This window comes from Galbitalea soli (assembly GCF_010686725.1).
Classification (GTDB): domain Bacteria; phylum Actinomycetota; class Actinomycetes; order Actinomycetales; family Microbacteriaceae; genus Galbitalea; species Galbitalea soli.
On record NZ_JAAGWZ010000005.1, the window covers coordinates 53,518 to 78,268 of the forward strand.

Annotated in this window: 24 protein-coding genes; 16 read left to right on the forward strand and 8 right to left on the reverse strand. The window is 69.6% G+C overall.

Going from position 1 to position 24,751, the window contains the following annotated elements:
- Positions 1–5: 5 nt before the first annotated feature.
- The 11 genes from hemE (at position 6) to hemL (ending at position 9,280) form a co-directional block, all read left to right on the forward strand.
- The gene (hemE, locus tag G3T37_RS13920; protein ID WP_163474509.1) at positions 6–1,064 is read left to right on the forward strand and encodes a uroporphyrinogen decarboxylase; all 1,059 of its coding nucleotides are present in this window, start codon (positions 6–8) and stop codon (positions 1,062–1,064) included.
- Positions 1,057–2,310, forward strand: coding sequence for a protoporphyrinogen/coproporphyrinogen oxidase (locus tag G3T37_RS13925; RefSeq protein WP_163474510.1), 1,254 nt, complete (start codon positions 1,057–1,059; stop codon positions 2,308–2,310). The genes hemE and G3T37_RS13925 overlap by 8 nt, the downstream gene beginning before the upstream one ends.
- A 54-nt stretch (positions 2,311–2,364) precedes the next feature.
- Complete coding sequence (locus tag G3T37_RS13930) at positions 2,365–2,664, forward strand: YtxH domain-containing protein (protein ID WP_163474511.1); 300 nt, start codon at positions 2,365–2,367, stop codon at positions 2,662–2,664.
- A 2-nt stretch (positions 2,665–2,666) separates the two neighbouring features.
- Entirely contained in the window at positions 2,667–3,080 is a 414-nt protein-coding gene (locus G3T37_RS13935; protein WP_163474512.1) for a phage holin family protein, read from the forward strand.
- Positions 3,077–3,304 (forward strand): DUF3618 domain-containing protein, encoded by a 228-nt coding sequence (locus G3T37_RS13940; protein WP_163474513.1) that lies wholly within the window; start codon positions 3,077–3,079, stop codon positions 3,302–3,304. Before G3T37_RS13935 ends, G3T37_RS13940 begins: the two co-directional genes overlap by 4 nt.
- Positions 3,305–3,378: 74 nt before the next feature.
- Positions 3,379–4,068, forward strand: a complete 690-nt coding sequence (hemQ, locus tag G3T37_RS13945) for a hydrogen peroxide-dependent heme synthase (protein WP_163474514.1) — start codon at positions 3,379–3,381, stop codon at positions 4,066–4,068.
- Positions 4,069–4,085: 17 nt separating this feature from the next.
- Positions 4,086–5,240, forward strand: a complete 1,155-nt coding sequence (locus G3T37_RS13950) for a ferrochelatase (protein ID WP_163474618.1) — start codon at positions 4,086–4,088, stop codon at positions 5,238–5,240.
- Entirely contained in the window at positions 5,237–6,142 is a 906-nt protein-coding gene (gene hemC / locus G3T37_RS13955) for a hydroxymethylbilane synthase (RefSeq protein WP_338401279.1), read from the forward strand. Before G3T37_RS13950 ends, hemC begins: the two co-directional genes overlap by 4 nt.
- Before the next feature lie 2 nt (positions 6,143–6,144).
- Positions 6,145–6,918 carry a uroporphyrinogen-III synthase gene (locus tag G3T37_RS13960; RefSeq protein WP_422110990.1) on the forward strand — a complete coding sequence of 258 codons (774 nt, stop codon included), beginning with the start codon at positions 6,145–6,147 and terminating at the stop codon, positions 6,916–6,918.
- A gap of 8 nt (positions 6,919–6,926) precedes the next feature.
- Entirely contained in the window at positions 6,927–7,931 is a 1,005-nt protein-coding gene (gene hemB / locus G3T37_RS13965) for a porphobilinogen synthase (protein ID WP_163474620.1), read from the forward strand.
- Positions 7,928–9,280: a glutamate-1-semialdehyde 2,1-aminomutase gene (gene hemL, locus G3T37_RS13970; RefSeq protein ID WP_163474516.1), complete on the forward strand. Its 1,353-nt coding sequence runs from the start codon at positions 7,928–7,930 to the stop codon at positions 9,278–9,280. Before hemB ends, hemL begins: the two co-directional genes overlap by 4 nt.
- A 47-nt stretch (positions 9,281–9,327) precedes the next feature.
- Here the strand turns inward: hemL and G3T37_RS13975 are convergent, their stop codons facing one another.
- The 5 genes from G3T37_RS13975 to G3T37_RS13995 all read right to left on the reverse strand — a co-directional run bounded on the left by G3T37_RS13975 (position 9,328) and on the right by G3T37_RS13995 (position 13,636).
- Positions 9,328–9,738, reverse strand: a complete 411-nt coding sequence (locus tag G3T37_RS13975; RefSeq protein ID WP_163474517.1) for a DUF1304 domain-containing protein — start codon at positions 9,736–9,738, stop codon at positions 9,328–9,330.
- A gap of 31 nt (positions 9,739–9,769) precedes the next feature.
- The gene (locus tag G3T37_RS13980; protein ID WP_163474518.1) at positions 9,770–10,789 is read right to left on the reverse strand and encodes an MDR family oxidoreductase; all 1,020 of its coding nucleotides are present in this window, start codon (positions 10,787–10,789) and stop codon (positions 9,770–9,772) included.
- A gap of 3 nt (positions 10,790–10,792) precedes the next feature.
- Positions 10,793–11,818 carry a 6-phosphofructokinase gene (locus G3T37_RS13985; RefSeq protein WP_163474519.1) on the reverse strand — a complete coding sequence of 342 codons (1,026 nt, stop codon included), beginning with the start codon at positions 11,816–11,818 and terminating at the stop codon, positions 10,793–10,795.
- Positions 11,819–11,846: 28 nt separating this feature from the next.
- Complete coding sequence (gene trhO / locus G3T37_RS13990; protein ID WP_163474520.1) at positions 11,847–12,752, reverse strand: oxygen-dependent tRNA uridine(34) hydroxylase TrhO; 906 nt, start codon at positions 12,750–12,752, stop codon at positions 11,847–11,849.
- 71 nt (positions 12,753–12,823) lie between these two features.
- Entirely contained in the window at positions 12,824–13,636 is an 813-nt protein-coding gene (locus G3T37_RS13995; protein WP_163474521.1) for a family 16 glycosylhydrolase, read from the reverse strand.
- Positions 13,637–14,409: 773 nt separating this feature from the next.
- On the opposite strand from G3T37_RS13995, the gene G3T37_RS14000 reads away from it, so the two are divergent.
- From G3T37_RS14000 to G3T37_RS14020, 5 genes are all read left to right on the forward strand, one after another.
- The gene (locus G3T37_RS14000; protein ID WP_163474522.1) at positions 14,410–16,149 is read left to right on the forward strand and encodes a glycosyltransferase family 2 protein; all 1,740 of its coding nucleotides are present in this window, start codon (positions 14,410–14,412) and stop codon (positions 16,147–16,149) included.
- Positions 16,149–16,301: a cellulose synthase (UDP-forming), glycosyl transferase family 2 gene (locus G3T37_RS14005; protein ID WP_163474523.1), complete on the forward strand. Its 153-nt coding sequence runs from the start codon at positions 16,149–16,151 to the stop codon at positions 16,299–16,301. The genes G3T37_RS14000 and G3T37_RS14005 overlap by 1 nt, the downstream gene beginning before the upstream one ends.
- A complete protein-coding gene (locus G3T37_RS14010) occupies positions 16,298–18,394 on the forward strand; it encodes an acyltransferase family protein (RefSeq protein ID WP_163474524.1) in 2,097 nt (698 codons plus the stop codon). Before G3T37_RS14005 ends, G3T37_RS14010 begins: the two co-directional genes overlap by 4 nt.
- 93 nt (positions 18,395–18,487) lie before the next feature.
- Positions 18,488–19,906 carry a UDP-glucose dehydrogenase family protein gene (locus G3T37_RS14015; RefSeq protein WP_163474525.1) on the forward strand — a complete coding sequence of 473 codons (1,419 nt, stop codon included), beginning with the start codon at positions 18,488–18,490 and terminating at the stop codon, positions 19,904–19,906.
- Positions 19,907–19,991: 85 nt separating this feature from the next.
- Positions 19,992–20,915: a DNA-3-methyladenine glycosylase family protein gene (locus G3T37_RS14020; RefSeq protein ID WP_163474526.1), complete on the forward strand. Its 924-nt coding sequence runs from the start codon at positions 19,992–19,994 to the stop codon at positions 20,913–20,915.
- A gap of 798 nt (positions 20,916–21,713) precedes the next feature.
- On the opposite strand, the gene G3T37_RS14025 is transcribed toward G3T37_RS14020, so the two are convergent.
- The 3 genes from G3T37_RS14025 to G3T37_RS14035 are packed head-to-tail and all read right to left on the reverse strand — an operon-like array spanning position 21,714 to position 24,732.
- Entirely contained in the window at positions 21,714–23,288 is a 1,575-nt protein-coding gene (locus G3T37_RS14025; protein ID WP_163474527.1) for an NAD(P)-binding protein, read from the reverse strand.
- A complete protein-coding gene (locus G3T37_RS14030) occupies positions 23,285–23,797 on the reverse strand; it encodes a MarR family winged helix-turn-helix transcriptional regulator (RefSeq protein WP_163474528.1) in 513 nt (170 codons plus the stop codon). The genes G3T37_RS14025 and G3T37_RS14030 overlap by 4 nt, the downstream gene beginning before the upstream one ends.
- A gap of 26 nt (positions 23,798–23,823) precedes the next feature.
- On the reverse strand, positions 23,824–24,732 hold the full coding sequence (locus tag G3T37_RS14035; RefSeq protein ID WP_163474621.1) for a LysR substrate-binding domain-containing protein: 909 nt from the start codon (positions 24,730–24,732) through the stop codon (positions 23,824–23,826).
- Positions 24,733–24,751: the final 19 nt, after the last annotated feature.

Sequence of the window (24,751 nt, forward strand, 5' to 3'; positions counted from 1 at the left end):
GGTGCGTGCCCCTCCCCGATTCTCATCCTTTGCTGAGCGCCGATACAGCGAACTCCCCCCTGATCCGGGCCTACCGCGGTCAGCGCGGCGACCGGCTCCCGATCTGGTTCATGCGCCAGGCCGGCCGCTCCCTGCCCGAGTACCGCGAGCTGCGCGTCGGCAACGCGATGCTCGACGCCTGCCTCACCCCGGAGCTGGCGAGCGAGATCACCCTGCAGCCCGTGCGCCGGCACGCGGTGGATGCTGCGATCTTCTTCAGCGACATCGTGATCCCGGTCAAGCTCGCGGGCGTGGGAGTGGAGATCGTTCCGGGCCGCGGGCCGGTGATCGAGCACCCGATCCGCACCGCCGCCGACGTGGCGGCGCTTCGCCCGCTCGACCCCGCGGCGCTCGCGCCCATCCGGGAGGCTGTCGCCGCGACGGTCGCGCAGCTCGGCAGCACTCCGCTCATCGGCTTCGCCGGTGCTCCGTTCACTCTCGCCTCCTACCTCGTGGAGGGCGGTCCGTCGAAGGACCAGATCCGCGCGCGCACCCTCGTGTACTCGGATCCGCACACCTGGGCGGCGCTGCTCAACTGGTGCGCCGACGTGACCGGCGAGTTCCTGCGGGCGCAGGTCGAGGCCGGTGCCTCCGCGGCCCAGCTGTTCGACTCCTGGGTCGGTTCGCTCAGCGAGGCGAACTACGTGCGCCGCGTGGCTCCCCACTCGAAGCGCGCGCTCGATCACCTCCGCGGCTACGACGTGCCGAAGGTGCACTTCGGAGTCGGCTCGGGCGAGGTGCTGCGGGCGATGCACTCGATCGGCGCCGACGCGATGGGCGTCGACTGGCGGATCCCCCTCGACGAGGCGGATCGCCGACTCGGCGGCGGCGTTCCCCTGCAGGGCAACATCGACCCCGCGCTGCTCGCCGCGCCGTGGTCGGTGCTCGAGTCGCACGTGCGCGATGTCGTCGACCGCGGGCGTGCCGCCCCGGCCCACGTCGTGAACCTGGGCCACGGTGTGCCGCCCGAGACGGATCCTGACGTGCTCACCCGAATCGTGGAGCTCGTCCACTCCCTTGGCTGATTTCGTCGTCATCGGTGGGGGGATCGGCGGCCTCGTGCTCGCCCGGCGCCTCGCGCTGAACGGCGCGACGGTCACCCTTGTGGAGGCGTCTGACCGGCTCGGCGGCTCGGTCTCCCGCCACGAGGTCGCCGGAATCGTGCTCGACGCCGGCGCGGAGAGCTTCGCCACCAGAGGTGGGACCGTGGCCGCGCTCGCGACCTCGCTCGGCCTGGGCGAGGATCTGGTCGAACCCAATCCTGACGGCGGCTGGGTGCAGCCCGTCGACCGCCCGGCCTTCCGGCTGCCCGAGCTGAGCCTGCTCGGCATTCCCGGCGCGCCGCTCGCCCGCGACGTCATCGCCGTCATCGGCGTTCGGGCCGCGCTGCGCGCCTTCGCCGACACGGTGCTCCCGGCCACCTACGGCACGAAGGCGGAGACGGTCGGCGAGCTCGTGCGCCGGCGCATGGGCGACGCGGTCGTGGAGCAACTGGTGACCCCGATCGTTCGCGGCGTCTACACGCAGTCGCCCGACGAGCTGCTCCTCACGAAGGCGGCACCCGAGCTGCGCAATCGCATGGCGCGACTCGGCTCACTCGCCGGCGCGGTGCGCGCGCTGCGCGGCGGCTCCGCCCGCGCGGGATCGGCGGTCGGCGGAATCCGTGGCGGCGTCGCGCGACTCGTGGACGCCCTCGCCGCGGAGCTCGACCGCTTCGGCGTCGAGATTCACCTGAACACCCGGGTCGACTCCTTCGACGAGCACCGCGCGATCGCGGGCGGGCAGCGCTTGGACGGGCGCGTCATCGTGGCGGCCCCCGGGATGCTCGGCGACAGCGATCCCGGTCGCCGCGTGGTGCTCGCCACCCTCGTCGTCGACGTGCCCGCACTGGATGCGGCGCCGCGGGGCACCGGCGTGCTCGTCGCGCCCGGTGCGCCGGGCATCCACGCGAAGGCGCTCACCCACGCGAGCGCCAAGTGGGACTGGGTGCGGGAGGCGGCCGGCGGTCGCCACGTGCTGCGGCTCTCGTACGACGACGATCGCGACGATCTGGCCGAGATCGCCCGCGCCGACGCGGAAGCCCTGACCGGCGTCGCCATTCCCGCCTCTGCGGTACTCGGCTTCGATCGCGTGGCATGGTATCGCCCGACCACGCACTCGCATACCCCTGACGGAATACTCGCCGTCGGTGAGACCATTGCGGGGACGGGTCTTGCGGCGATCATCGCGCAGGCGGAGGAGACGGCGAGTCAGTTGGCCCTCCGCCCGTAACAGCCCGAGGGCTACGCTGGACCCAGCACGAACCGCGAACGATAGGGAGAAACCATGAAAGGCAAGATCCTTCTGGTGGTCGGTCTGGGAGTCGGCTACGTTCTCGGCGCCCGCGCCGGACGCGAACGGTACGAGGACATCAAGCGCATGACCGAGAGGTTCTGGGGTGACCCGCGCGTGCAGAAGCAGGTGCATCACGCCGAGGACTTCGTGAAGGACAAGGCGCCTGATGTTGCCGAGTTCCTGGTCGACGGCGCCAAGAAGGTGGTCTCGCAGGTCTCGGGCAGCAAGCCCGCCGCGAAGCGCACCACCCGCACGACCAAGGCTTCGGGATCCGCCGCATCAGGGAGCTAGTCATGACCGACACCCGGCGTGAGAAGAAGCCGTCGCTGCTGAAGCTGGTGAGCGACGTTCCCCAGCTCGTCCGCGAGTTGGTGATGGGCGAGATCGAGCTCCTCAAGAGCGAGATGATCACCAAGATCAAGGCGCTGGGGATCGGTGCCGGACTCATCGCGGCGGCGGCGGTCATCCTGCTGTTCATGGTCGGGGTGCTGCTCACCGCGGCGATCCTCGCGCTCGCGCTCGTGATGCCCGGCTGGCTCGCGGCGCTGCTCGTGGCGCTCCTGCTCCTCATCGTCGCGGCCATCATCGGGCTCATCGGGTACCGGCATCTGAAGAAGGGCATCCCGCCCGTGCCGACCGACACCATTGCCAGCCTTCAGAAAGACCTCGACACCATCAAGGGTGTCGGAAAGCGAGAGACGCCATGAGCGAATCAGAGATCCAGGCCCGCGTCGCGCACACCCGCGCGACCCTCGAGAACACGCTCGACGCGATCGAGGACAAGCTCAACCTGCCCAAGCGCGCGGCCGAGCTCGGGCAGCGCGCCCAGGCCTCCTACGAGAAGAACCCGACACCGTGGCTGGTGGGCGCGATCGGCGTCGTCGGGGCGGCGGTCGGCCTGGTCATCTGGGCCCTCAGCAACGACGACTGACGCCAAGCTGAGAGAGGGATGCATGCCACCCCTCTGAATTAGACGCACGGTCTCCCGCGGGGGAGGATAGTCACATGAATTCCAGCGCCGACACGAGCGCCGAAGCACCCGAGACCGAAGAGCTGGGCTACACGCTCTGGACCGTGCTTCGCCGCGACCCCACCCACCCCGTCTCCGGCGGAAATCTGGCTCCCGCGATCGCGGCGGTCGAGGCCGCGGGCGTGACCATCCGGGGCTTCTACGACGTGTCGGCCATGAGGGCCGACGCCGACCTGCTCATCTGGCTGCACGGGCCGGATCCGGCCAAGCTGCAGCACGCCCTGCGCGACCTGCGCCGCAATCACCTGCTCAAGTTCCTGCTGCCCACCTGGAGCGCGATGGGCGTGCACCGCGACGCCGAGTTCTCCAAAGACCACCTGCCCTCCTTCATGCGCGGCAAGGCGCCCGAGAAGTGGCTGACCGTCTACCCCTTCGTGCGCAGCTACGAGTGGTACCTCCTGCCCGACGAGGAGCGGCGCGAGATGCTCGCGAACCACGGCCGCAAGGGCTCCAAGTTCCGTCAGGTGCTCCCCAACACGGTCGCCTCCTTCGCGCTGGGCGACTACGAGTGGATCCTCGCCCTCGAGGCCCCCGAGCTCGTCGACCTGGTCGACCTCATGCGCGACCTGCGACAGACGGATGCCCGGCGCCACGTGCGCGAAGAGGTGCCGTTCTTCACCGGTCGCCGCATCGAGGTGGACGAGATCGAAGAGGTTCTGTCGTGACCATCACCAACGGAGCGATGGTTCGCGGCGCGACCCCCGCTGCGGCTGCGGGACCGGAGCACGTCGAGGAGCCCGTCGCCTATGACGCGATCCTCCTCGCGAGCTTCGGTGGGCCGGAGGGTCAGGACGACGTGATCCCGTTCCTCCGCAACGTCACGCGCGGGCGCGGCATCCCGGATGAGCGGCTCGAGGAGGTTGCGCACCACTACCGTGCCTTCGGCGGGGTGAGCCCCATCAACCAGCAGAACCGCGAGCTGAAGGTCGCGCTCGAGGCCGAGCTCGCCCGGCGGGGAATCGAGCTGCCGGTGCTCTGGGGCAACCGCAACTGGGCCCCCTTCATCAGCGACGCGGTCGCGGAGGCGGGAGAGCGCGGGTACACCTCGCTCATCGCGATCGGCACGAGCGCCTACAGCTCCTACTCCAGCTGCCGCCAGTACCGCGAGGACTACGCGGCCGCCCTCGAGACCACCGGCCTCGAGGGAACAGTGCGAATCGACAAGGTCCGCCAGTTCTTCGACCACCCCGGGTTCGTGGAACCGTTCATCGAGGGCGTGCGGGCGGGACTCGCGGAGGCCGTCGCCGCCGGCCACGCGCCCGCGGCCACCCGCGTGCTGTTCTCCACCCACAGCATCCCCTCGACGGATGCGGCCAAGAGCGGACCGGCCGCGCGCGGTTTCGGCGAGGATGGCGCCTACGCCGCGCAGCACCGCGCCGTCGCGGAGGTCGTCATGGCGGCGGCGTCCGACTCGGAGGTCTCCGTGCCGTGGGAGCTGGTGTTCCAGTCGCGCTCCGGCCCGCCCACGCAGCCGTGGCTCGAACCGGACGTGAACGACCGGATGCGCGAACTCGCCGCCGAGGGAGTCACGGCCTTCGTGATCGTGCCGCTCGGTTTCGTGAGCGACCACATGGAGGTCAAGTGGGACCTCGACACGGAGGCGATGGAGACGGCGGAGGAGCTCGGCGTGTTCGCCGTGCGCACACCGACGCCGGGCATCCACCCCGCCTACGTGACCGGCCTCGTCGACCTCGTCATGGAGCGCGTGCTCGGCCTGCCGACCGCGGAGCGACCCGCGCTCACCGAGCTCGGCCCGTGGTACGACGTGTGCCGCTCCGGCTGTTGCGAGAACGTGCGCCTCGGGTTCAAACCAGCGCTCGCGGGGCTGCTCCCGTGAGGATCGGCACGCGCGGCAGCGCCCTCGCCCTCGCCCAGACCCGCGTGGTCGCGGCGGCGCTCGAGAAGTCGGGCGTGCCGGTCGAACTCGTCACCATCAGCACCGAGGGCGATCGCTCCACGGAGTCCCTCGCGAGCCTCGGCGGAACGGGCGTCTTCGCGAGCGCCCTGCGCGAGGCGCTCGTGCAGGGCAAGTGCGACGCGATCGTGCACTCGCTCAAAGACCTGCCGACGCAGCCGCACCCCGGGCTCGTGATCGCGGCCACGCCCAAGCGCGAGGACGTGCGCGACGCGCTCTGCGCCCGCGACGGCCTGACCCTGGACTCGCTTCCGGAGGGAGCGCGGATCGGGACCGGGTCCCCGCGCAGGCGCGCCCAGCTCTCGGCGCGGCGACCCGACGTGGAGGTCGTGGACATCCGCGGGAACGTGGACACGCGACTGGGGAGGGTCGGGGTCGACCTGGACGCGGTCATCCTCGCCGCCGCCGGCCTCAGCCGACTCGGCCGTCTGGACGCGATCACGGAGTACTTAGGCATCGACGGTTGGCCGACGGCGCCTGGTCAGGGTGCGGTCGCCATCGAGGTGCGCGCGGGCGAGGAGAAGAGCGTGTCGTCGCTCGACCATCGCCCGACCCGGGTGACCGTCGACGCCGAGCGCCAGGTTCTCGCCCTGCTCGAAGCCGGCTGCGCCGCTCCGATCGGTGCGCACGCCCTCATCGACGACGGGCTGCTGTTTCTGAGCGCGCGGGTGTACTCGGCCGACGGGGCCGAGCGACTCACCAGCTCGCACGCCCTGTATCTTTCAGACGTGACGAATCCGGCGACCGAGCTCGCAACCCGCGTCGCCCGCGAACTCCTCGACGCCGGCGCGGCGACCCTCGCGCCGCTCGGAGGTGGCGTGTGACGGTGGAGAAGCCCCTCGCCGGCTGGCGCGTGCTCGTGCCGCGCGGCGGCAAGTGGGGCGACGGCGTGGCGGCGATCCTGCGCGGGTACGGCGCGACGCCCGTGATCGCGCCGATGATCAACTTCGCGGCCACCGACGATCAGGCCGCCCTCGGCACCGCCCTGCACGAGCTGCAGGAGGGGGCGTACGACTGGATCGTCATCACCTCGGCGACGACCGTCGACGTGCTGATGAGCCAGTGGGTGAGCATTCCCGAGACGACCAAGATCGCCGCCGTCGGCGAGACGACCGCGGCGGCGCTGAGCCTCGCCGGCTACCGGGTCGACTACGTTCCGGAGCTCGACAACTCGGCACGCGGACTCGTGAAGGAGTGGCCGCAGGCCGCGATCAGCGGGCGCGTGCTTATTCCCCAGTCCGACATCGCCGAACCGACCCTCGTGAGCGGGCTGACCGCGCTCGGTCTCACCGCGGAGTTCGTCGCCGCGTACCGCACCGTCGGGGTGCCGGTCGCCGAGCACATCCAGGCCGACGTCGCCTCCGGCCGCATCGGCGCGATCCTCGTCACCTCGGGCAGTGTGGCCCGGCAGATCGCCGCGCAGCTCGCGCCGCTGCCCGCCACCACCCTCGTCGCCTGCATCGGCCCGCGCACCGCGTACGACGCGCGCGCGGCCGGCCTCGCGGTCGACATCATCGCGGAGTCCCGCTCCGCAGCCGCCCTCGTCGAGGCCCTCGCCGAGCACGTGGCCAGCCCCACCGAACCCTCCGCGGAGAACTAGTGTCAGACCTGCTCCACCCCGTCATCCGTCCGCGCCGCCTTCGGGCGACCCCCGCCCTGCGGGCGCTCACCGCCGAGACCCGACTGCACCCCTCGCAGCTCGTGCTGCCGATGTTCGTGCGCGAGGGCGCGAGCGAGCCGGTCGCCATCGAGTCGATGCCGGGCGTCGTGCAGCACAGCCTCGAGAGCCTCCGGGTCGCGGTCGCGGAGGCGGCCGAGGTCGGCGTCGGAGGAGTCATGCTCTTCGGCGTGCCGGAGCACAAGGATGCGCGCGGCAGCGGCGCGGTCGATCCCGACGGCATCCTCAATGTCGCCACGCGTGTCGCGGTGGAGGCCGCGGGTGACTCCCTCATCGTGCAGACCGACCTCTGTCTCGACGAGTTCACCGACCACGGCCACTGCGGGGTTCTGGATGACCGGGGCCGCGTCGACAACGACGCGACGCTGCTCGTCTACCGCGAGATGGCGCTCGCCCAGGCCGCCGCCGGCTCCCAACTGATCGGACTGAGCGGCATGATGGACGGCCAGACCGCCGCCGTGCGCGAGGCGCTCGACGAGGCCGGTTACCACGACGTTCCGCTTCTCGCCTACTCGGCCAAGTACGCCTCCGCCTTCTACGGGCCGTTCCGTGAGGCGGTGCAGTCCTCCCTCGTCGGCGACCGGCGCAGCTATCAGCTGGAGCCGGGCAACCGACGCGAGGGGCTGCGCGAGGTCGAACTCGACATCGCCGAGGGCGCCGACATCGTCATGGTCAAGCCGGCGATGAGCTACCTCGACGTGCTGGCCGACACCGCCGCCGTCTCCTCCGTTCCCGTCTGGGCGTACCAGGTGAGCGGGGAGTACGCGATGATCGAGGCCGCGGCCGCGAACGGCTGGATCGACCGCGACCGCGCCATTCTCGAGAGCGTCATCAGCATCCGGCGCGCGGGTGCCGACGTCGTGCTCAGCTACTTCGCCATCGAACTCGCGCGCTCGCTGCGGGTCGGCCGCCGATCCGGGCGGCGGGCGAAGTGATCGGCAACGACCGCCAGTTCGCGCGGGCGCGACAGTCCATCCCGGGCGGCGTGAACTCGCCGGTGCGAGCCTACGGTTCGGTCGGCGGCACCCCGCGCTTCCTCGTCTCGGCGAAGGGCGCCTTCGTCACCGACGTGGAGGGGCGCGAGTACGTCGATCTGGTCAGCTCGTGGGGTCCCGCGATCCTGGGGCACGCGCATCCGGCCGTCGTGACCGCGGTGCAGCAGGCGGCGGCCCGCGGGCTCTCGTTCGGCGCCTCGACCCCGGGCGAGACCGAGCTGGCCGAGCTGGTGCGCGAGCGCGTGTCGGTCGCCGGCCGGCGGGAGGGCGAGCAGTCGAGGGCGCCGATCGAGAAGATCCGCATGGTCTCGACGGGCACCGAGGCCACGATGACCGCCATCCGGCTCGCGCGCGGGTTCACCGGCCGGGAACTGCTGGTGAAGTTCGCGGGGCACTACCACGGGCACTCCGACGGATTGCTCGCCGAGGCGGGCTCCGGCGTCGCGACCCTGGCCATGCCCGGTTCGGCGGGGGTCACCGCGGCGACCGCCGCCCAGACCCTCGTGCTCCCCTACAACGATCTCGACGCGGTGCGTGCCGTGTTCAACGCGCGCGGTCGCAGCATCGCCGCCGTCATCGTCGAGGCCGCATCGGCCAATATGGGCGTCGTCGCGCCGCAGCGCGGATTCAACCGGGAGCTCTCTCGGATCGCGCGCGAGAACGGCGCGCTGCTCATCCTCGACGAGGTGCTCACGGGCTTCCGCGTGGGGCCGGCCGGCTGGTGGGGGCTCGAAGCGGGTCTCGTCGTGCCCGATGGAGCCGGGTGGATGCCCGACCTCGTGACCTTCGGAAAAGTCATCGGCGGCGGCCTCCCGCTCGCCGCCCTCGGTGGTCGCGCCGACGTCATGGACTACCTCGCCCCGCTCGGCCCCGTCTACCAGGCGGGCACCCTCAGCGGCAACCCGGTCGCGGTCGCGGCCGGCATCGCGACGCTGCGTGCTGCCGACGCCGCGGTGTACTCGGCCCTCGACGCCACGGCCAACACGCTCGCCGCAGAGGTCTCGTCGGCGCTCAGCGCCCAGGGCGTCGCGCACTCCGTGCAGCGTGCGGGCAACCTGTTCTCCTTCGCGTTCCGCGAGACCGCGCCCGTCGACTACGAGCAGGTGAAGGCGCAGGACGCGTACCGTTACCCGCCGTTCTTCCACGCGATGCTCGACGCGGGGGTCTCCCTGCCCCCCTCGGTCTACGAGGCGTGGTTCGTGTCGGCGGCGATGGACGACACGGTCGTCGAGCGGATCGTCTCGGCGCTGCCGGCCGCCGCCGCTGCCGCGGCCGCCGCGCGCCCCTAGCGCTCTCGCGAACGAGCCTGTAGCCCCGCCGGCGCGCGCAGAGAGCGCTATCGCGTGAGAGCTCCGACCGTGACCAGCAGCACGGCGATCAGGGGCAGGGTTCCCTGCGTCGCGGCGGCCCGCGCCAGCCGCGGGTTCGAGATCACCAGCACGAGCGCCGCGGCGAGCATGCTCCCCACCGACAGCAGTGTCATCGCGAGCCCGGCACCGAGCAGCGAGCCGCCCGCGGCCAGGAACGCGACACCGAGAAGGGCGCCGACCGCGAGAAACAGGTTGTAGAAGCCCTGGTTGAGCGCCATCGGCCGGAGTACCTCCGCGTCGGCCTGACTCGTGACCCCGAACCGCCGCCAGATCGCGGGCTGCCGCCAGCGGATGCTCTCGAAGCTGAAGATGAGTACGTGGAGGAGACCGGCGAGCACGGCGAACACGGCGCCGATCGTGAGGAAGACGCTACCCATGGGGCAAGTGTCGCACGGAAGCGTCGCGGGCTCAGGCGCGCACGTCGACCACGGTGCGCCCGCGGAGTTCGCCGCGCAGGATGGCGGCGCCGGCATCGATCGCTCCCTCGAGCGGCACGACGGTGGTCATCCGGTCGAGCAGTTCGTAGTCGAGGTCGCGCGCGAGACGGGCCCACGCGGCGTGACGCGGGGCGGGCGGGCACTCGACCGAGTTGATGCCCACGAGGCTGACCCCCCGCAGGATGAACGGCAGCACCGTGAGCGGAACGTCGACGCCCCCCACCAAGCCGCAGGCCGTGACCGTTCCGCCGTAGTTCGTCTCGGCGATCGCGGTGGCGAGGGTCTGCCCGCCCACGGAGTCGATGACCCCGGCCCAGCGCTGCCGCAGGAGTGGGCGCCCGGCGGACTCGAACTCGGCCCGATCCACGGTCTCCGCGGCGCCCAGCGAGAGCAGGTACTCGCGGTGCTCGGGCCGGCCGGTCGAGGCGACCACGCGGTAGCCCGCGGCCGCGAGGAGGGCGACGGCGATCGAGCCGACCCCGCCCGAGGCGCCGGTCACGAGGATGTCGCCGTCGCCGGGTCGCACCCCGCCCGAACCGGGCACGGCGGGGGAGCGGTCGGCGCCCTCGAGCGCGAGCACGGAGAGCGCGGCGGTGAACCCTGCCGTTCCGATCGCGGCGGCACGTGCGGGCGACATCCCCGCCGGAAGCGCGACGAGGGAGGAGGAGTCGACGGATGCCCGCTCCGCCAGCCCGCCGTTGCGGGTCTCGCCGATGCCCCAGCCGTTCACGATCACCTGGTCGCCGACCGACCAGTCCGCCGAGGTGGAGGAGGCGACGCGACCGACGAGGTCGATGCCGGGGATGAGCGGGGAGACCCGGGCGACGCCGGGGTTGCCGGCGAGGGCCATGCCGTCTTTGTAGTTGATGCCGGAGTGGGAGATGTCGACGAGCACGTCGCCGTCGCCGAGCTGGTCATCCGTCAGCCCGGTCTCGAGCACAGTCGAGACGGAGCCATCGTCGGCTCGGGTGACGCGAATGGCCCGGGTCATGGCTCAGCCGAACAGGACCTTCGCCTCGAGGTAGCGATCCTCGGGGACGGTCTTGAGCCTGCCGAGGGCGTCCTCGAAGGGGACGTGCACGATCTCGGTGCCCTGCAGCGCCACCATGCGCCCCCAGTGACCGTCGAGCACGGAGCGCAGCGCCGCCATGCCGAGTCGCGTCGCGAGCACCCGGTCGAACGCGGAGGGGGTTCCGCCGCGCTGGATGTGGCCGAGGGTCGTCGCCCGGGTCTCGATGCCGGTGCGCTCCTCGATGATGGGCGCGAGCAGTTCGCCGATGCCGCCCAGCCGGGGCCGCCCGAAGGCGTCGAGGCCGCGCTCGGAGTGGGCGTCGTCCATCGTGTCGAGGGAGAACCCCTCGGCGACGACGACCAGCGGGGCGCGACCGCGGTCGTGCGCGTGCGTGACCCACTCCACGATCTGGTCGACGGAGGTCTTCTGCTCGGGGATGAGGATCGCGTGAGCGCCGGCCGCCATGCCGGAGTGCAGTGCGATCCAGCCGACGTGCCGGCCCATGACCTCGGCCACCATGCAGCGGTCGTGCGCGTCGCCGGTCGTGCGCAGCCGGTCCATCGCGTCGGTGGCGATGCCCACCGCGGTGTCGAAGCCGAAGGAGTAGTCGGTCGCGGAGAGGTCGTTGTCGACGGTCTTCGGCACGCCGACGATTCGGATGCCCGCATCCGTCAACCGCTTCGCCGCCGCCAGCGTGCCCTCGCCGCCGATCGCGATCATCGCGTCGATGCCGTTCTCCTGCATCACCTGGTTGACGCGGTCCACGCCGCCGATGCCCTCGAAGGGGTTGGTGCGCGAGGTGCCGAGGATCGTGCCGCCCTGCTTGCTGATGCCCTTCACCTCGGGCATGCCGAGGGGCACGATGTCACCCTCGACGACGCCGCGCCAGCCGTTGCGGAAGCCCACGAACTCGCAGTTGTGCACCTGGATTCCGGTGAAGACAGCGCCGCGGATGACGGCGTTGAGCCCGGGCGCGTCGCCACCGCTCGTGAGGATACCGATTCTCATGAACACCATTGTGGTGCATGACCCCGTTTCACCCGCACACGGCGGTGGCGGCCTCGGCCCGGGGCACCGGTACGGCGTGCGTCACGCAGCGGGTGCCCGCGGCGTGCTCGTCGCAGACCACGAGCTGCACCCGGCAGCTGGGGTCGCCGCAGTTCTCCATGCGGCTGGTGGATGACCCGCACTCGTAGCACGCGCCGATCACCGCGGCGTGGTCGCTGAACTCGATCGACTTGCGCTCGTCGAAGACGTACAGCGAGCCATCCCAGAGACCGTCGTCGCCGAAGCGCTCGCCGTAGCGGACGATGCCGCCGTCCAGTTGGTACACCTCGGTGAAGCCTCGACTGAGCATGAGCGAGCTGAGCACCTCGCAGCGCACACCCCCGGTGCAATAGGTGACGATGGGCTGGTCTTTGAGGTGATCGTAGGCACCGCGGTCGAGCTCGGCGACGAAATCGCGGGTGGCGTCGACGGATGGGACCACCGCATCCCGGAACCGGCCGATCTGCGCCTCGAAGCGGTTGCGCCCGTCGAAGAAGGTGACCGGGCGCTGCTCGACGAGGGCGTGCAGCTCGTCGGGGCTGAGTCGGGTGCCGCCCCCGACGACGCCGCCCTCGTCGACCCGCAACTCGCCGGCGGCACCGAAGCTGACGAGCTCGTCGCGCACCCGCACGCTCAGGCGGGGGAAGTCGTTGCCGGTGCCCTCGCTCCACTTGAGGTCGATATCGCGGAACGGCGCGAACTCGCGCAGCCGCCGGGCGTACCGCTTCACCGCCGAGAGCTCGCCGCCGATGGTGCCGTTGATGCCGTCCTTCGACAGCAGGATGCGCCCGCGGATGCCCAGCCGCTCGCCGAGCTCACGCTGCCAGAGCCGCACGGCCTCGGGGTCGGCGAGCGGCGTGAACCGGTAGAAGAGGAGGATCTTGGAGACGGGCATCCATCGAGTGTAAAGACGGCGCGCGGGGCTAACCTCTCTGTCGACTCACCCGTCGCCGCGATGGCGCGGCTTTATGAACGTCGGTACACCGCGACGTAGTCGACGACGAGTTGCGCAGGGAACACCGTCGAGGTGGCGGGCGAGCCCGGCCACGTGCCGCCGACGGCGAGGTTGAGGATGAGCGAAAACGGCCGATCGAAGACCCAGCGGTTGCCCCGTGTGGTGTCGGGCGTCTGAATCGCGTACACCTCGCCGTCGACCAGATACTCGATAGACGACCGGGACCAGATGATCGCGTAGGTGTGGAATCGGGACGACAGCGGTTCTCCGCTCGGCGTCGTGAACGTCGCGGTGAGGGAATCGAGTCCGGCGTACCCGGGGCCGTGCAAGGAGCCGTGAACCGTCGCCGGTTCGGACCCGATGTTCTCGGCGATGTCGATCTCGCCGTCGTTCGGCCAGTTGTTGGGTGCTGTCGGCGCGCCGAGCATCCAGAAAGCCGACCATAATCCAGCACCGACCGGCACTTTCATTCGTGCTTCGATGCGGCCGTACCTCACGGTGGAGGACGGGGCGGTGGTCAATCGAGCGGAGGTGAATTCGCAGCGCCCATACCAGCAGGCAAGATCCTGATTCGACTTGTCGGCGGTCAGGACGAGGTGGCCGCGCCCATCCAGCGAGGCGTTCTGCGATCCCGGCGTGTAATACTCCAGCTCCCGGTTTCCCCACCCGTCGCCGCCCGTATCGGCCGACCATCGGGCAGGGGGCGGCAGGCCGGCAGCTCCGTCGAAGGTGTCAATCCACACCCGCTTCCAGGTCGGAGCGGTGTGCGAGGGCGTTGTGGCGGGCGCCGCACACCCGGCGAGGCCGATGGCGGCGAGCAGCACGAACAGGAGCTTCCGGATGGGAAATCTCCTTCCTCAGGGCAACGAATGCTGGCCCCGAGGATGGCCCATCAACGCGTGGGCACGCAAGTCGACGGTGACTCGTCAGGAGTGCAGAGCGAACTCCGACACCGAGTTTCGTGCCTCCTCAAGGAGCGCACGATCTCGCCTCGACGGCAACCAGCCGAGAGGCTCGCCGTACTCCGTCTCGATGGTGTGGCGAGCGTCCTCGCGAGCGACAAAGCGCGCCCCGAGCAGACTGACCGCTACCAAAACGAGTAACGATCCTATAAACAGCGTTGTTTCCAGCATCATTGATGGACCCCAATCTGGGGTCAAGACTAGCGGCCAATGCGGGCCCGCGACACCCCCGAGTAGCGAACTCCACGCTCCGTCAACGAACACGAAATGTGCTGATCAACGCCGATTCCTGGAAACTCGCAACGAGTTGCATTCGACGATGTCGAATTTCTGTGTCGCCGCAGTCACGTGCGATGCGGCTCATTTTGCGATTTACACGCTCGACACAAAGACGTAACTTGCGGCGTCGAAGCGCGTCGCTATATTGACGACAACCACCCGCCGTGTCGACTCACCTCGCACGGTTGCACCTCCGCATTACGAACGCCGGATTCCCAACGACGCGCATACGGTGACAGTCCCGAACCACCTGCGATCCCCCCAAGAACAGGCGTAAAAATGCTGACCCGAGGCGTTATTTGTCGTGCCCGAAACCACTCGCTCGTCGCCCTCTGCGGTGAAGGTGGGGTGCGTTCATGAGCACTGTCATCGACCCGAGCACCGTTGCCCCAGCGGGCGAACTGCTTCAGTTCCACGCCTCCACCGCGGCGCCCACCGTGGAGCCGGGGGCCGGACAATCCCCGTCGACCGAACTCGTCACGCCGCCGACGGACGCGGAACTCACCTGGTATCTCGGATCGCAGCGCCGCTGGGTGCAAATCATCACCCTGAGCTCTTTTCTGCTGGCGGCGATCAGCCTCGTGCGGTTCGTCGCGACATCCGTCTGGTTGTATCCGCTCCTGCTGGTGCTTGCGGTGAACATTGCTGGAGTTGTGCTCTCGCTCATTTCTGGGATGAACAAGGGCCGTGACACGAAGGCATCGCATTTCCGCCTCATTCGCGAGTGGGAAGCTGACACTCCGACGTCGCTGTATCCGACCGTCGATGTGTTCCTGCCGTCCGCGGGCGAGGACCTCGCGGTGCTGCGCAACACGTATACCCACGTCAGCCGAATGGAATGGGCGGGGCGACTGCAGGTGTGGGTGCTGGACGATGCCGACAAGAGCGAGGTGCGCCAACTGGCGACCGACTTCGGCTTCAACTACCGCGTGCGCCCCAATCGCGGCTACATGAAGAAGGCGGGCAACCTCCAGGCCGGATTCGGGCAGTCGGACGGCGACTTCATCGTCATCTTCGACGCCGATTTCTGCCCCAGGCCGGATTTCCTTCGTCACACGATTCCGTACATGCGCGACCCCGAGATCGCGATCGTTCAGACCCCGCAGTTCTTCGACACGCGGGGCGAGATGACCTGGCTCGAGCGCACTGCGGGGGCGACCCAAGAACTGTTCTACCGGTGGGTGCAACCGTCACGTGACCGAGCTGGTGCCGCCATTTGCGTGGGAACCTGTGCCGTCTATCGGCGTTCCGCGCTGAAGGAGACCGGCGGGTTCGCACAGATCGAGCACAGCGAGGACGTCCACACCGGCATGATGCTCATGCGAGCGGGCTTCTCGGTTCGTTATGTGCCCATCCTTGTATCCAAGGGGCTCTGCCCGTCGGACCTGGCCGGATTCCTGAACCAGCAATACCGCTGGTGCAACGGATCCATCACCCTCCTCCGAAGTGGGCAGGCGTCCCGTCGCCCCCTGAGCCTCCGCCAGCGGATGGCCTTCTGGTCCGGCTTCATGTACTACATCAGCACTGCGGTCAACGTGTTCTTTCTCCACGTTCCCGGCATGATCATGGCTGTCCTCTTCGCCTCTGACGTGCGAGCTTCCAACTTCATACCGTTCCTCGCTGGCGCGTGGGTCTATCTCGTGCTGATGCCACGCGTCTCCAAGTCCCGCTGGCGATTCGAGGTGATGAGAGTCCAGATGGCCTACAGCTTCAGCCACGCGTTGGCGATCACTCACAAGCTGACGGGTCGCACAAAGGGTTGGGTCGCCACTGGCGCAGTCGGAAAGAAGAGCAGCCTCGCCCGCACGATCGCCGTCATCGGTTCGCTGACGATCGGTCTGACGCTCGGCATCTCGTGGGGAGCTCTCGCGTTCGATGTCAGCCTGCTCGGGTGGCACCAGTTCTGGCCGATGGCGATCTTCCTGGCGGCCTACAGCTACGTCGGCCTCCCGCTGCTGCGCGACTTCCTCCGCGTGATCTGGCCGAAGCGAGCTCGTTCGAAGCACACGACCACGAACGCGCTTGCGCCGGTAACTCCATTCAACGTCCACGAGGGCCCTCACGCACTCGAGCCGATCTCCGAAGGTGCCATCTGATGTCTGAACTGCACGAGTCCTCCTCCGGCGAGCCCAAAACCGCCTTCGCGAATCACCTGAGTCTGATCGAGGCGATCAGCTACACCTCTGTGATCGGATTCATCGCCGCGATGGCCGCGGGCCTCTTCGACGGGATGGTGCCCTGGAAATGAGCGCGCCCACGATTATTCGACCCACCGATGGCCGGATGCCCTCCGCGGCGGTGCCCTCGCGTCCTCGCCGAGCATTCCAGACCGATATCGAGGGTCTCCGCGCGATCGCCGTGATCGCGGTGGTCGCATTCCATGCGACGATCCCCGGGTTCGGCGGCGGCTTCGCCGGCGTCGATGTCTTCTTCGTCATCTCTGGATACCTCATCACCGGTCAATTGATGCGAGAGTTTCTCTCCACCGGAACCGTCAAGCTCTTCGGGTTCTACGCTCGTCGCGCGAAGCGACTTCTCCCGGCCGCAACCGTCGTGCTTGTCGCGATCGCGGTGGCCACCGTTCTCTTGGAGCCGCTGCTGGGCGTCTACCGATCGATGCAGGACCTGCTTGCTGCGGCGCTCTATGCCACCAACTGGCACTTCATCGGCTTGGGAACGGACTACCTCGCGCAGTCGACGGCGGACAGCCCGGTCTTGCACTTCTGGTCGCTTGCGGTCGAAGAGCAGTTCTATCTCGCGTGGCCGATGCTGATCATCGCGGCTGGGTACGTCGCCCGTCGCCGGGGCATGGCGGCTGTGGGCGCTGTCGCGTCAGCTGTTGCGGCGGTGACCGTCGCATCCTTCATCGTGGGCGCCATTCTCACCGTGAGCGACCCCAAGCTCGCCTACATGGCAACCCAGGCGCGTGCGTGGGAATTCGGTGTCGGAGCGCTGATCGCACTGGCGGCGGGCAAGCTCCAGTCGGTCGCCGCCCGAGGCCCGGCACGAGGAGTTGGCTATGTGCTGGGTTGGGCGGGTCTCGCGGCCATCCTGTTCTCGGTCCTCACGTTCGACAGCGCGACTCCGTTCCCCGGCTACGCCGCACTCGTGCCGACCCTGGGAACGGGAGCGATCATTGCTGCGGGACTTCTCGTCGGCACCCGCATGGGCGGCGTCGGGTCGGTTCTGTCCCTCAGGCCGATTCGCTATATCGGGCGCCTCTCCTACGCCTGGTATCTGTGGCACTGGCCGGTGATGGTTCTCGTCGAGATCAAGACGAGCACCCTCTCCTGGCAGATGCGTTCCGTGCTCATGGTGGTGGCGCTTCTCTTGGCCGCCGCAACACTTCACCTGATCGAGATGCCCATCTCCCGGTGGAAAACGGTCGCCCGAAACGTCGGCCCCGCATTCGCGCTCGGTGTGCTGTGCATGGTGACGGCATCCGCGTTGGTGCTGGGAATCGGGGCGACGGCGGTCAATGCCCTAGGTACCGCGGGTGCTCAAGTCTCTGCGGCCCAGATTCGCGCCGCATTCGGGTCGGGCAAGGAATCCACGTCTGGCGCCGTCGTTCCGAGCGCGCTCGACGCTGTCAAAGATGTCCCAAAACCAGATGGATGCCTCTTCGACCATGAAAAGGGTTTGACTGCCGCTTGCACGATCGGGCCCGTGGGCGGGCTTCCGGTAGTGCTCTTCGGCGATAGCCATGCTCACCAGTGGCTTCCGGCGATCGAGCAAATGGCTATCCCTCGGGGATGGCGGCTCACAGTGTTCGCTAAGTCAGGGTGCCCAGTTCCGAATATCGCGCCACGAACCGACGGCAGTCGATTCTCCGAGCCCGAATGCATCGCATGGCGTCAGGCCGCGATCACGGAAATCACTCGAACAATTCACCCCTCGTTGATCATCGTTTCGTCTCTCGACAACTACATTCCCGACAAGGGAGAAGTGCTGACAGCCTGGAACAACTCTCTGGACAAACTGCGGACGGCCGGCGTGCCCATTGCGTACATTCGCGACACCCCTATTCCGCCGCGGGATGTGCCGACCTGCATCTCTGGGTCATTGACCAACTGGTCCAAGTGCTCGTTCGCTCCGAGAAATGAAGTTGAGCCCGTTATCCAGCAGGCACTGATCGGCAACGAAGACAAGGTCACAGTTATCGATCTGTACAAGTACTTCTGCGACGCAACGACCTGCCCAGCGGTCAAGAACGGGGTGCTGCTGTACCGCGACAGCTCGCACATCACCGCTACGGCGGCTAAAGCCCTCTCTCAGCCCTTTGAACAGGCGTTTGTCGACGCGGGGCTCATTCCGAAGGCGAAGTCGACCGCTCAAGGGTGACCTCCCTGCTGCGTGACATCCGCCTCATCGGCAGCTACCACTGGCTGCTTGCACCAAGATTCTGTGCCGCTCTAAATGAGAAGGAGAACCACGATGACCACCGAAATCGGCTCTTCGCTGCCGCCCATTGTCGAGAATCCGCGCATGACGGTGATCGGCACTGGATACCTGGGCGCGACGCACGCCATCTGCATGGCGTTGCTCGGGTTCGACGTGCTCGGCGTCGATGTGGACTCGTCGAAGATCGCAGCGCTTCAATCGGGACGAGTTCCGTTTTACGAGCCCGGTCTGTCCGATGCACTGTCGGAGGCGCTCGCGAGCGGGCGGCTGCGCTTCAGCACCGACTTCGCCGAGGCCGCCGAGTGGGGTGACGTACATTTCCTGTGCGTCGGCACACCGCAGTCCAAGGGATCCGATGCGGCAGACCTGACCTATGTCGATCTCGCCTTCACGGAACTGGCGAGCCGAATCACTCGGCGCGCCTTGTTGGTGGGCAAGTCGACGGTGCCGATCGGCACGGCCGCACGTCTCACCTCGCTCGTGCAGGCCGTCTCGCCGGCGGGCACCGAACTCGAGCTCGCGTGGAACCCGGAGTTTCTCCGCGAGGGCTACGCGGTCAAGGACACACTGCATCCCGACCGTCTGGTGTTCGGGGTGCAATCCGTGTGGGCCGAGCGCCAGCTGGCGGCAGCCTTCCGACCGATCCTGGAGGAGGGCACTCCGTTGGTGGTCGCTGACCTCGCGACCGCTGAACTGGTCAAGGTCGCCGCCAACTCCTTCCTGGCCACCAAGATCTCCTATATCAATGCAATGGCGGAGGTGTGCGAGGCCACCGGCGCAGACGTCAACTTGTTGGCGACGGCGCTGGGCCACGACTCGCGGATCGGATCGCGGTTTCTCAAGCCTGGACTCGGTTTCGGTGGGGGATGCCTGCCGAAGGACATCCGCGCGTTCGCTCACCGCGCCGACGAACTCGGTGTGGGCCAGGCAGTGGCGTTCCTCAGGGAGGTGGACTCAATCAACCAGCGCCGCCGCGTTCGCACCGTCAATCTCGTGGAAGAGCTCGCGGGCGGATCAGTGCGTGGGCTCCGGGTCGCGGCGCTCGGGGCAGCCTTCAAGCCGAACTCCGACGACATTCGCGACGCCCCAGCGCTCGACGTCGCACGGATGCTGCATGAGGCGGGCGCGATCGTCACGGTCTATGACCCCGAGGCGATGGAAAACGCGAAGCGCTCCTACCCTGAATTGAACTACGCGGACTCGCTCGCGCAGGCGGTGGAGGAGGCGGACGTCGTCGCGCTGTTGACGGAGTGGCAGGAGTTCCGCGACGCAGACCCGGACGATTTGGCCGAGCTGGTCGCGCATCGCCGCATCGTCGACGGGAGGCACGCGCTCGATGCCGCCGACTTTCGGGCGAAGGGATGGGAGTTCCGCGCGCTCGGACGCCCAGCAAACCCGTCAACCGTGTCGCTCGAGGCGGATGCGCGCGAGGGCCTTCTCGCCTTCGCGTAGCCGAGCCCGGCGGGCTCCTGGAGCGGAACCGCGGAGACGGGCATCCATCGAGTGTAAAGACGGCGCGCGGGGCTAACCTCTCTGCATGGGTGCGACGGATGTTCGGGAGACGGTCTATCGTCCCGAGCATCCGGTCTCGCTGCGGCACGTGCTCGGCCCGCTGGTGCGCGGCGCCGCCGACCCCACCCACCGCTGGGAGGGCGCGGCGCTCTGGCGCACGGTGCTCACGCCGGACGGCCCCGCGACGCTGCACCTCGCCGTGAGCGGAGCCGCCGTGCACGCGACCGCCTGGGGGCCGGGTGCCGAGCGCGCGATCGCGGGTGTGCCCGAGCTGTGTGGGGCGGGGGACGACTGGGACGGGCTCGATGTGAGCGACCGCCCCTTCCTCGCCGAGGCGCGACGACGCGTTCCCGGGCTGCGGTTGACCCGCACGAACGCCGTGTTCGAGGCGCTCGTCGCCGGGATTCTGGAGCAGAAGGTGACGGGGCTCGAGGCGCGACGCGCCTGGCGCTGGCTCGTGACGGCGTATGGTGCGGTGGCACCCGGTCCCGCACCCGAGGGGATGCGGGTGATTCCGGCCCCGGAGGTCTGGCGCCGCATCCCGTCGTGGGACTGGCATCGTGCGGGGGTCGGCCCGAACCGCTCGGAGACCGCGGTGCGCGCGGCGACCGTCGCGAGCTCGCTCGAGCGCACCCTCGAACTCGGCCGGGGAGGCGAGGAGGTCGCCCGGCGATTGCGGTCGCTCCCCGGCATTGGCGTCTGGACGGCGGCCGAGACCACGCAGCGCGCACACGGCGACCCCGACTCGCCGAGCGTCGGCGACTACCACCTGGCCTCCCTCGTGGGCTGGGCGCTCGTCGGCGCGCCCGTGGACGACGACGGCATGCTCGAACTGCTCGCGCCCTACGCGGGCCACCGCCACCGGGTGGTGCGGCTGATCGAGGCGAGCGGCTTCCGCAAGCCCGCCTTCGGCCCCCGGATGACCGTGCAGGACCACCGCCGCCACTGAGGGTTGGCCGGCGCGGGTGCGCGCGCCGCGCGCCTCCACCCGCGCCTTCAGGCGCGCCTCCTCCCGCACGCACCACGCGCGCCTCCCGCGCGTCTCCACCCGCACCACCCGCGCGCCTGCACCCGCACACTTTGCAGGATGAGTCGGCGCGCGGCGCCGCCCTCTTCTCGGCGAGCCCAGCAGGGAGGCGGGCCGGCGGTGCCAGGCTCCCTCTTACGGCGGCGCGGCTCCTGCAATGTGTGACGCTCGTGCTCGTGCTCGTGCTCGTGCTCGTGCTCGTGCTCGTGCTTGTGCTTGTGCTTGCGCGGGCGCGGGCGCGGGCGCGGGCGCGGGTGCGGCGCGACGGCCGGCGCGGGCGCCGGCGGCGGGTTCGTTGGCGCCCTCAACAAACTGTAAATATTTCTGTAAAAAATTATTAGTAAAGTAAGTTGACAGATAAATCCAGCTGAGTAGAGTGTTCTTCATCAAGCCGCGAGGCGAACAAATCGGGGGGTTTGGTTCTCGCGCAAGGGCTGGCCGGTGCCGCGTACAACGCCGCCGCACAGCCGCCAGGGGAGGAGCGCCGGTATCGGGGGGTTCGGCGCTCCTTCCCCCTTCCCCTCATCACAGACCCCGGCAGGTCGGCGTCTTTTCGGGTGTGCGTCGACCTGCCGGTCTCCCGCGCGGGCCAGTGCCCGCGGTGACGATCAGCGCGCCGCTGCTGAGCGCGGGCGCGCCGCAGGGCGGTCCGGCACAGGCGAGCGCGCCGGTCCAGCGGGCCCGGTCGGGTCGCGGGCGCGGGTCGCAGGGCAAGCGGGCTCAGCGACCGCCGCCGACGCCCGTTGCCTCGAGCACCGCCATCGCCGCGTTGTGCCCGCCGAGCCCACTGACCGCGCCACCGCGCTGCGCGCCCGATCCGCAGAGCAGGATCCGCGGGTGCGCCGTCGCGACGCCCCAGCGCTCCGCCGCGGTGGCGAGCGGAGCGTCGTCCTCCAGGAACGGCCACGACAGCGGCCCGTGGAAGATGTTTCCGCCCGGCATGGCGAGCGCGTGTTCGAGGTCGAGGGTGGTCTTCGTCTCGATCGTCGGGCGCCCCGCGGCGTCTGCGAGCAGCAGCTCCTCGATCGGCTCGGCGAGCACCGAGTCGAGCGAGCGGATGACCGCCGCCTGATACTCGTCCCGTCGGGCGTCGTTCGTCTCTTCGGTCACCAGCCGGTCCGGCGCGTGCAGGGCGAAGACGGTGAGCGTCTGGGCGCCCGAGGCGCGCAACTCGGGCGACAGGATGCTCGGGTCGGTGAGCGAGTGGCAGTAGATCTCGCAGGGCAGCGGATCCGGCACCGACCCCGCGCTCGCACTCGCGTAGGCGGCGTCGAGCTGTGCCCAGCCCTCGTTGATGTGGAAGGTGCCGCCGAAGGCGGCGGCCGGGTCCACCGCGGGGTCGCGCAGTCGCGGCAGTCGCTTCAGCAGGAGGTTGACCTTCACTTGCGCGCCCTCGGGTCGGGCGACCGCGGGGCCGCCCCCGGCCCCGCCCGCCTCGAGCAGGCGCGCGAGCACGGCGGGCGCGACGCCGGAGAGCACGACCTCCGCGTGGAGTGGCCGCTCGCGGTCATCCAGCCGATAGCGCACCTCGCCGTCGGGCGTCACCGCGGTGACCTCGGCGCCGGTCACGAGCGTGGCGCCGGCGCGTCGCGCGGCGTTCAGCAACTCGCCCGAGACGCTGCCCATGCCGCCGATCGGCACGTCCCAGTCGCCCGTTCCGCCGCCGATCACGTGGTAGAGGAAGCAGCGGTTGGCGGCGAGCGTCTCGTCGACGTTGGGGGCGAAGGTGCCGATGAGGGCGTCGGTGAGCACGACTCCGCGCACGAGGTCGTCGCCGAAGGTCTCGCGGATACCCGACCCCACCGGCTGCTCGATGAAGCGGTGCCACAGGGCGTCGTCGCCGACCGCGGCCCGCGCCTCCGAGCGGCGCAGCAGCGGCTCGGTGACCGTGGGGAACAGGGCGCGCGCGAGCGTGGCCGTGCCCGCGTAGAACTCCGACCACGCGCCGGCGTCGGCACCGAGCGCCCGCGCCGTCGCGGCGGGGTCGCCGCCATCGACGAGAACGCCCGTCTCCGTGCCGGGGCGGGGGGTGTAGGAGGAGTAGCGGCGACGCGCGAGCCGGATATCGAGGCCGAGGTCGTGGATGATGCGGGAGGGGAGGAGTGACACCAGGTAGGAGTAGCGCGAGAGCCGGGCATCCACCCCCTCGAAGGCCTGTGCCGAGACCGCTGCGCCGCCGAGATGATCCTGTCGTTCGAGCAGGATGACCGACTTGCCGGCCCGCGCCAGATACGCCGCCGCCACCAGCGCGTTGTGCCCGCCGCCGACGATGGCGACGTCGTAGCGGCCGGTCACGCCATGGCCTCGAGGTGCTCCGGGTCGGCGGGGTCGGACTCCTCGTCGCAGGCGGGGGTGCCGACGGCGGCGAGCACGCGCGCGGAGATGTCGGCGACGGTCTCGAGCTCCTCCGGCGTCAGCACGTCGAGGAAGTACCGACGGATGTTCGCCGCGTGCTCGCGCATCGTGCCGAGTACGGCGCGCGTGCCGGCGGGGGTCAGCTCGACCCAGCTGCCGCGCAGGTCGGTGTCGCACTCGCTCCGGGCGACGAGGCCGCGCCGATCCATGCGGGTGACCTGGTGAGAGACGCGGCTCTTCTCCCAGCCGAGGCGTTCGGCGAGTTCACGGGCGCGGATCCGGCGGCCGGGCACGGCGAACACCGTCATGAGCAGGTCGTACTCGGGGCGGGAGATGTCGCCGGCCGCGTGGAGCTCGCGCTCGAGCACCTGGTCGAGGCGGCGCCGCATCTCGACGAAGGTGCGCCAGGCGCGCCACTCCTCCTCGCTGATCTCCGAGGACGACTCCATGCCGACAACAGTAGTTCGTCGCGGCCTCAGGCCGGGGACTGCGGCGCGACGAGCCCGAGCTGCTCCACCGCGCGCCCCAGAATGTCGCGGCAGGCCGTGATGGCGGCGCTCGTGCCGCTCGACCGCCGCGCCGAGGTGAAGATGGTGCGCCGGGGGAGACCCGCCAGCTCGACCAGCCGCACGCTCGGCGGGCGTCCCGCCCAGACGAGATCGGGCAGCAGGGCGACCGCGTGCCCCGACTCGACGAGGCGGATGTGCGCCTGCAGGTCGGCCGTCTCGAACCGCACGTCGGGTTCGAAGCCCGCCGTGCGACAGGCCTGCTCCGCCCAGTGCCGGGACGCGGTGCCCCTCGGCTCCATCACCCAGGCGCTGTCGCGCGCGTCGGCGATCCCGGTGATGCGGGCCGAGCTGGCCCCCAGCCGGATCGCGTCGGTGCACAGCGGCTGCCGGTCGAGCTCGGCGATCCGCGGGGCCGCGTGCCCCGGGTACTGCTCGGCGATGACGAGGTCGAACTCCCGCGCCCAGACGGCCGCGAGGGCGCTCTCCGGTTCCCGCTGGGTGATCTCGACCCGCAGCGAGGGATGCTCGGCCGCCAGCATCGTGAGGGCGAGCGGCACCACGCTCAGCGCCGCCGACTGGAAGACGGCCAGCCGCACCGTCCCGCTCGCGACGCTGCGGGTGCGGGCGAGGTCGGCCTCCAGCTGCTCCATCCGTTCGAGCAGCGCGTGGGTGTGCTCGACGAGGAGTTCGGCCTCCGCCGTCAGTCGCACGCGGCGCCCGGACTTGACGAGCAGCGGCACCCCGACCTCCTCCTCGAGGGCGGAGAGCTGCTGGGAGACGGAGGACGCGCTGTAGGAGAGCGCCTCGGCGACGGCGGCGATCGTGCCGCGCAGCTGGAGCTCGCGAAGGAGGGCGAGGCGGCGGAGCTCGAGCACGGTCATCCCCCATTCGTCA

What these genes read in the sequence shown, in the direction of transcription:
- G3T37_RS13975 (WP_163474517.1), bottom strand. Translation starts at nt 9,738, where the DNA reads ATGGGTAGCGTCTTCCTCACGATCGGCGCCGTGTTCGCCGTGCTCGCC.
- G3T37_RS13985 (WP_163474519.1), bottom strand. Translation starts at nt 11,818, where the DNA reads ATGAGAATCGGTATCCTCACGAGCGGTGGCGACGCGCCCGGGCTCAAC.
- G3T37_RS14010 (WP_163474524.1), top strand. Translation starts at nt 16,298, where the DNA reads ATGAGCGCGCCCACGATTATTCGACCCACCGATGGCCGGATGCCCTCC.
- hemQ (WP_163474514.1), top strand. Translation starts at nt 3,379, where the DNA reads ATGAATTCCAGCGCCGACACGAGCGCCGAAGCACCCGAGACCGAAGAG.
- G3T37_RS14015 (WP_163474525.1), top strand. Translation starts at nt 18,488, where the DNA reads ATGACCACCGAAATCGGCTCTTCGCTGCCGCCCATTGTCGAGAATCCG.
- G3T37_RS14020 (WP_163474526.1), top strand. Translation starts at nt 19,992, where the DNA reads ATGGGTGCGACGGATGTTCGGGAGACGGTCTATCGTCCCGAGCATCCG.
- G3T37_RS13950 (WP_163474618.1), top strand. Translation starts at nt 4,086, where the DNA reads ATGGTTCGCGGCGCGACCCCCGCTGCGGCTGCGGGACCGGAGCACGTC.
- G3T37_RS13935 (WP_163474512.1), top strand. Translation starts at nt 2,667, where the DNA reads ATGACCGACACCCGGCGTGAGAAGAAGCCGTCGCTGCTGAAGCTGGTG.
- G3T37_RS13940 (WP_163474513.1), top strand. Translation starts at nt 3,077, where the DNA reads ATGAGCGAATCAGAGATCCAGGCCCGCGTCGCGCACACCCGCGCGACC.
- G3T37_RS14005 (WP_163474523.1), top strand. Translation starts at nt 16,149, where the DNA reads ATGTCTGAACTGCACGAGTCCTCCTCCGGCGAGCCCAAAACCGCCTTC.
- G3T37_RS13930 (WP_163474511.1), top strand. Translation starts at nt 2,365, where the DNA reads ATGAAAGGCAAGATCCTTCTGGTGGTCGGTCTGGGAGTCGGCTACGTT.
- trhO (WP_163474520.1), bottom strand. Translation starts at nt 12,752, where the DNA reads ATGCCCGTCTCCAAGATCCTCCTCTTCTACCGGTTCACGCCGCTCGCC.
- G3T37_RS14000 (WP_163474522.1), top strand. Translation starts at nt 14,410, where the DNA reads ATGAGCACTGTCATCGACCCGAGCACCGTTGCCCCAGCGGGCGAACTG.
- G3T37_RS14030 (WP_163474528.1), bottom strand. Translation starts at nt 23,797, where the DNA reads ATGGAGTCGTCCTCGGAGATCAGCGAGGAGGAGTGGCGCGCCTGGCGC.
- G3T37_RS13980 (WP_163474518.1), bottom strand. Translation starts at nt 10,789, where the DNA reads ATGACCCGGGCCATTCGCGTCACCCGAGCCGACGATGGCTCCGTCTCG.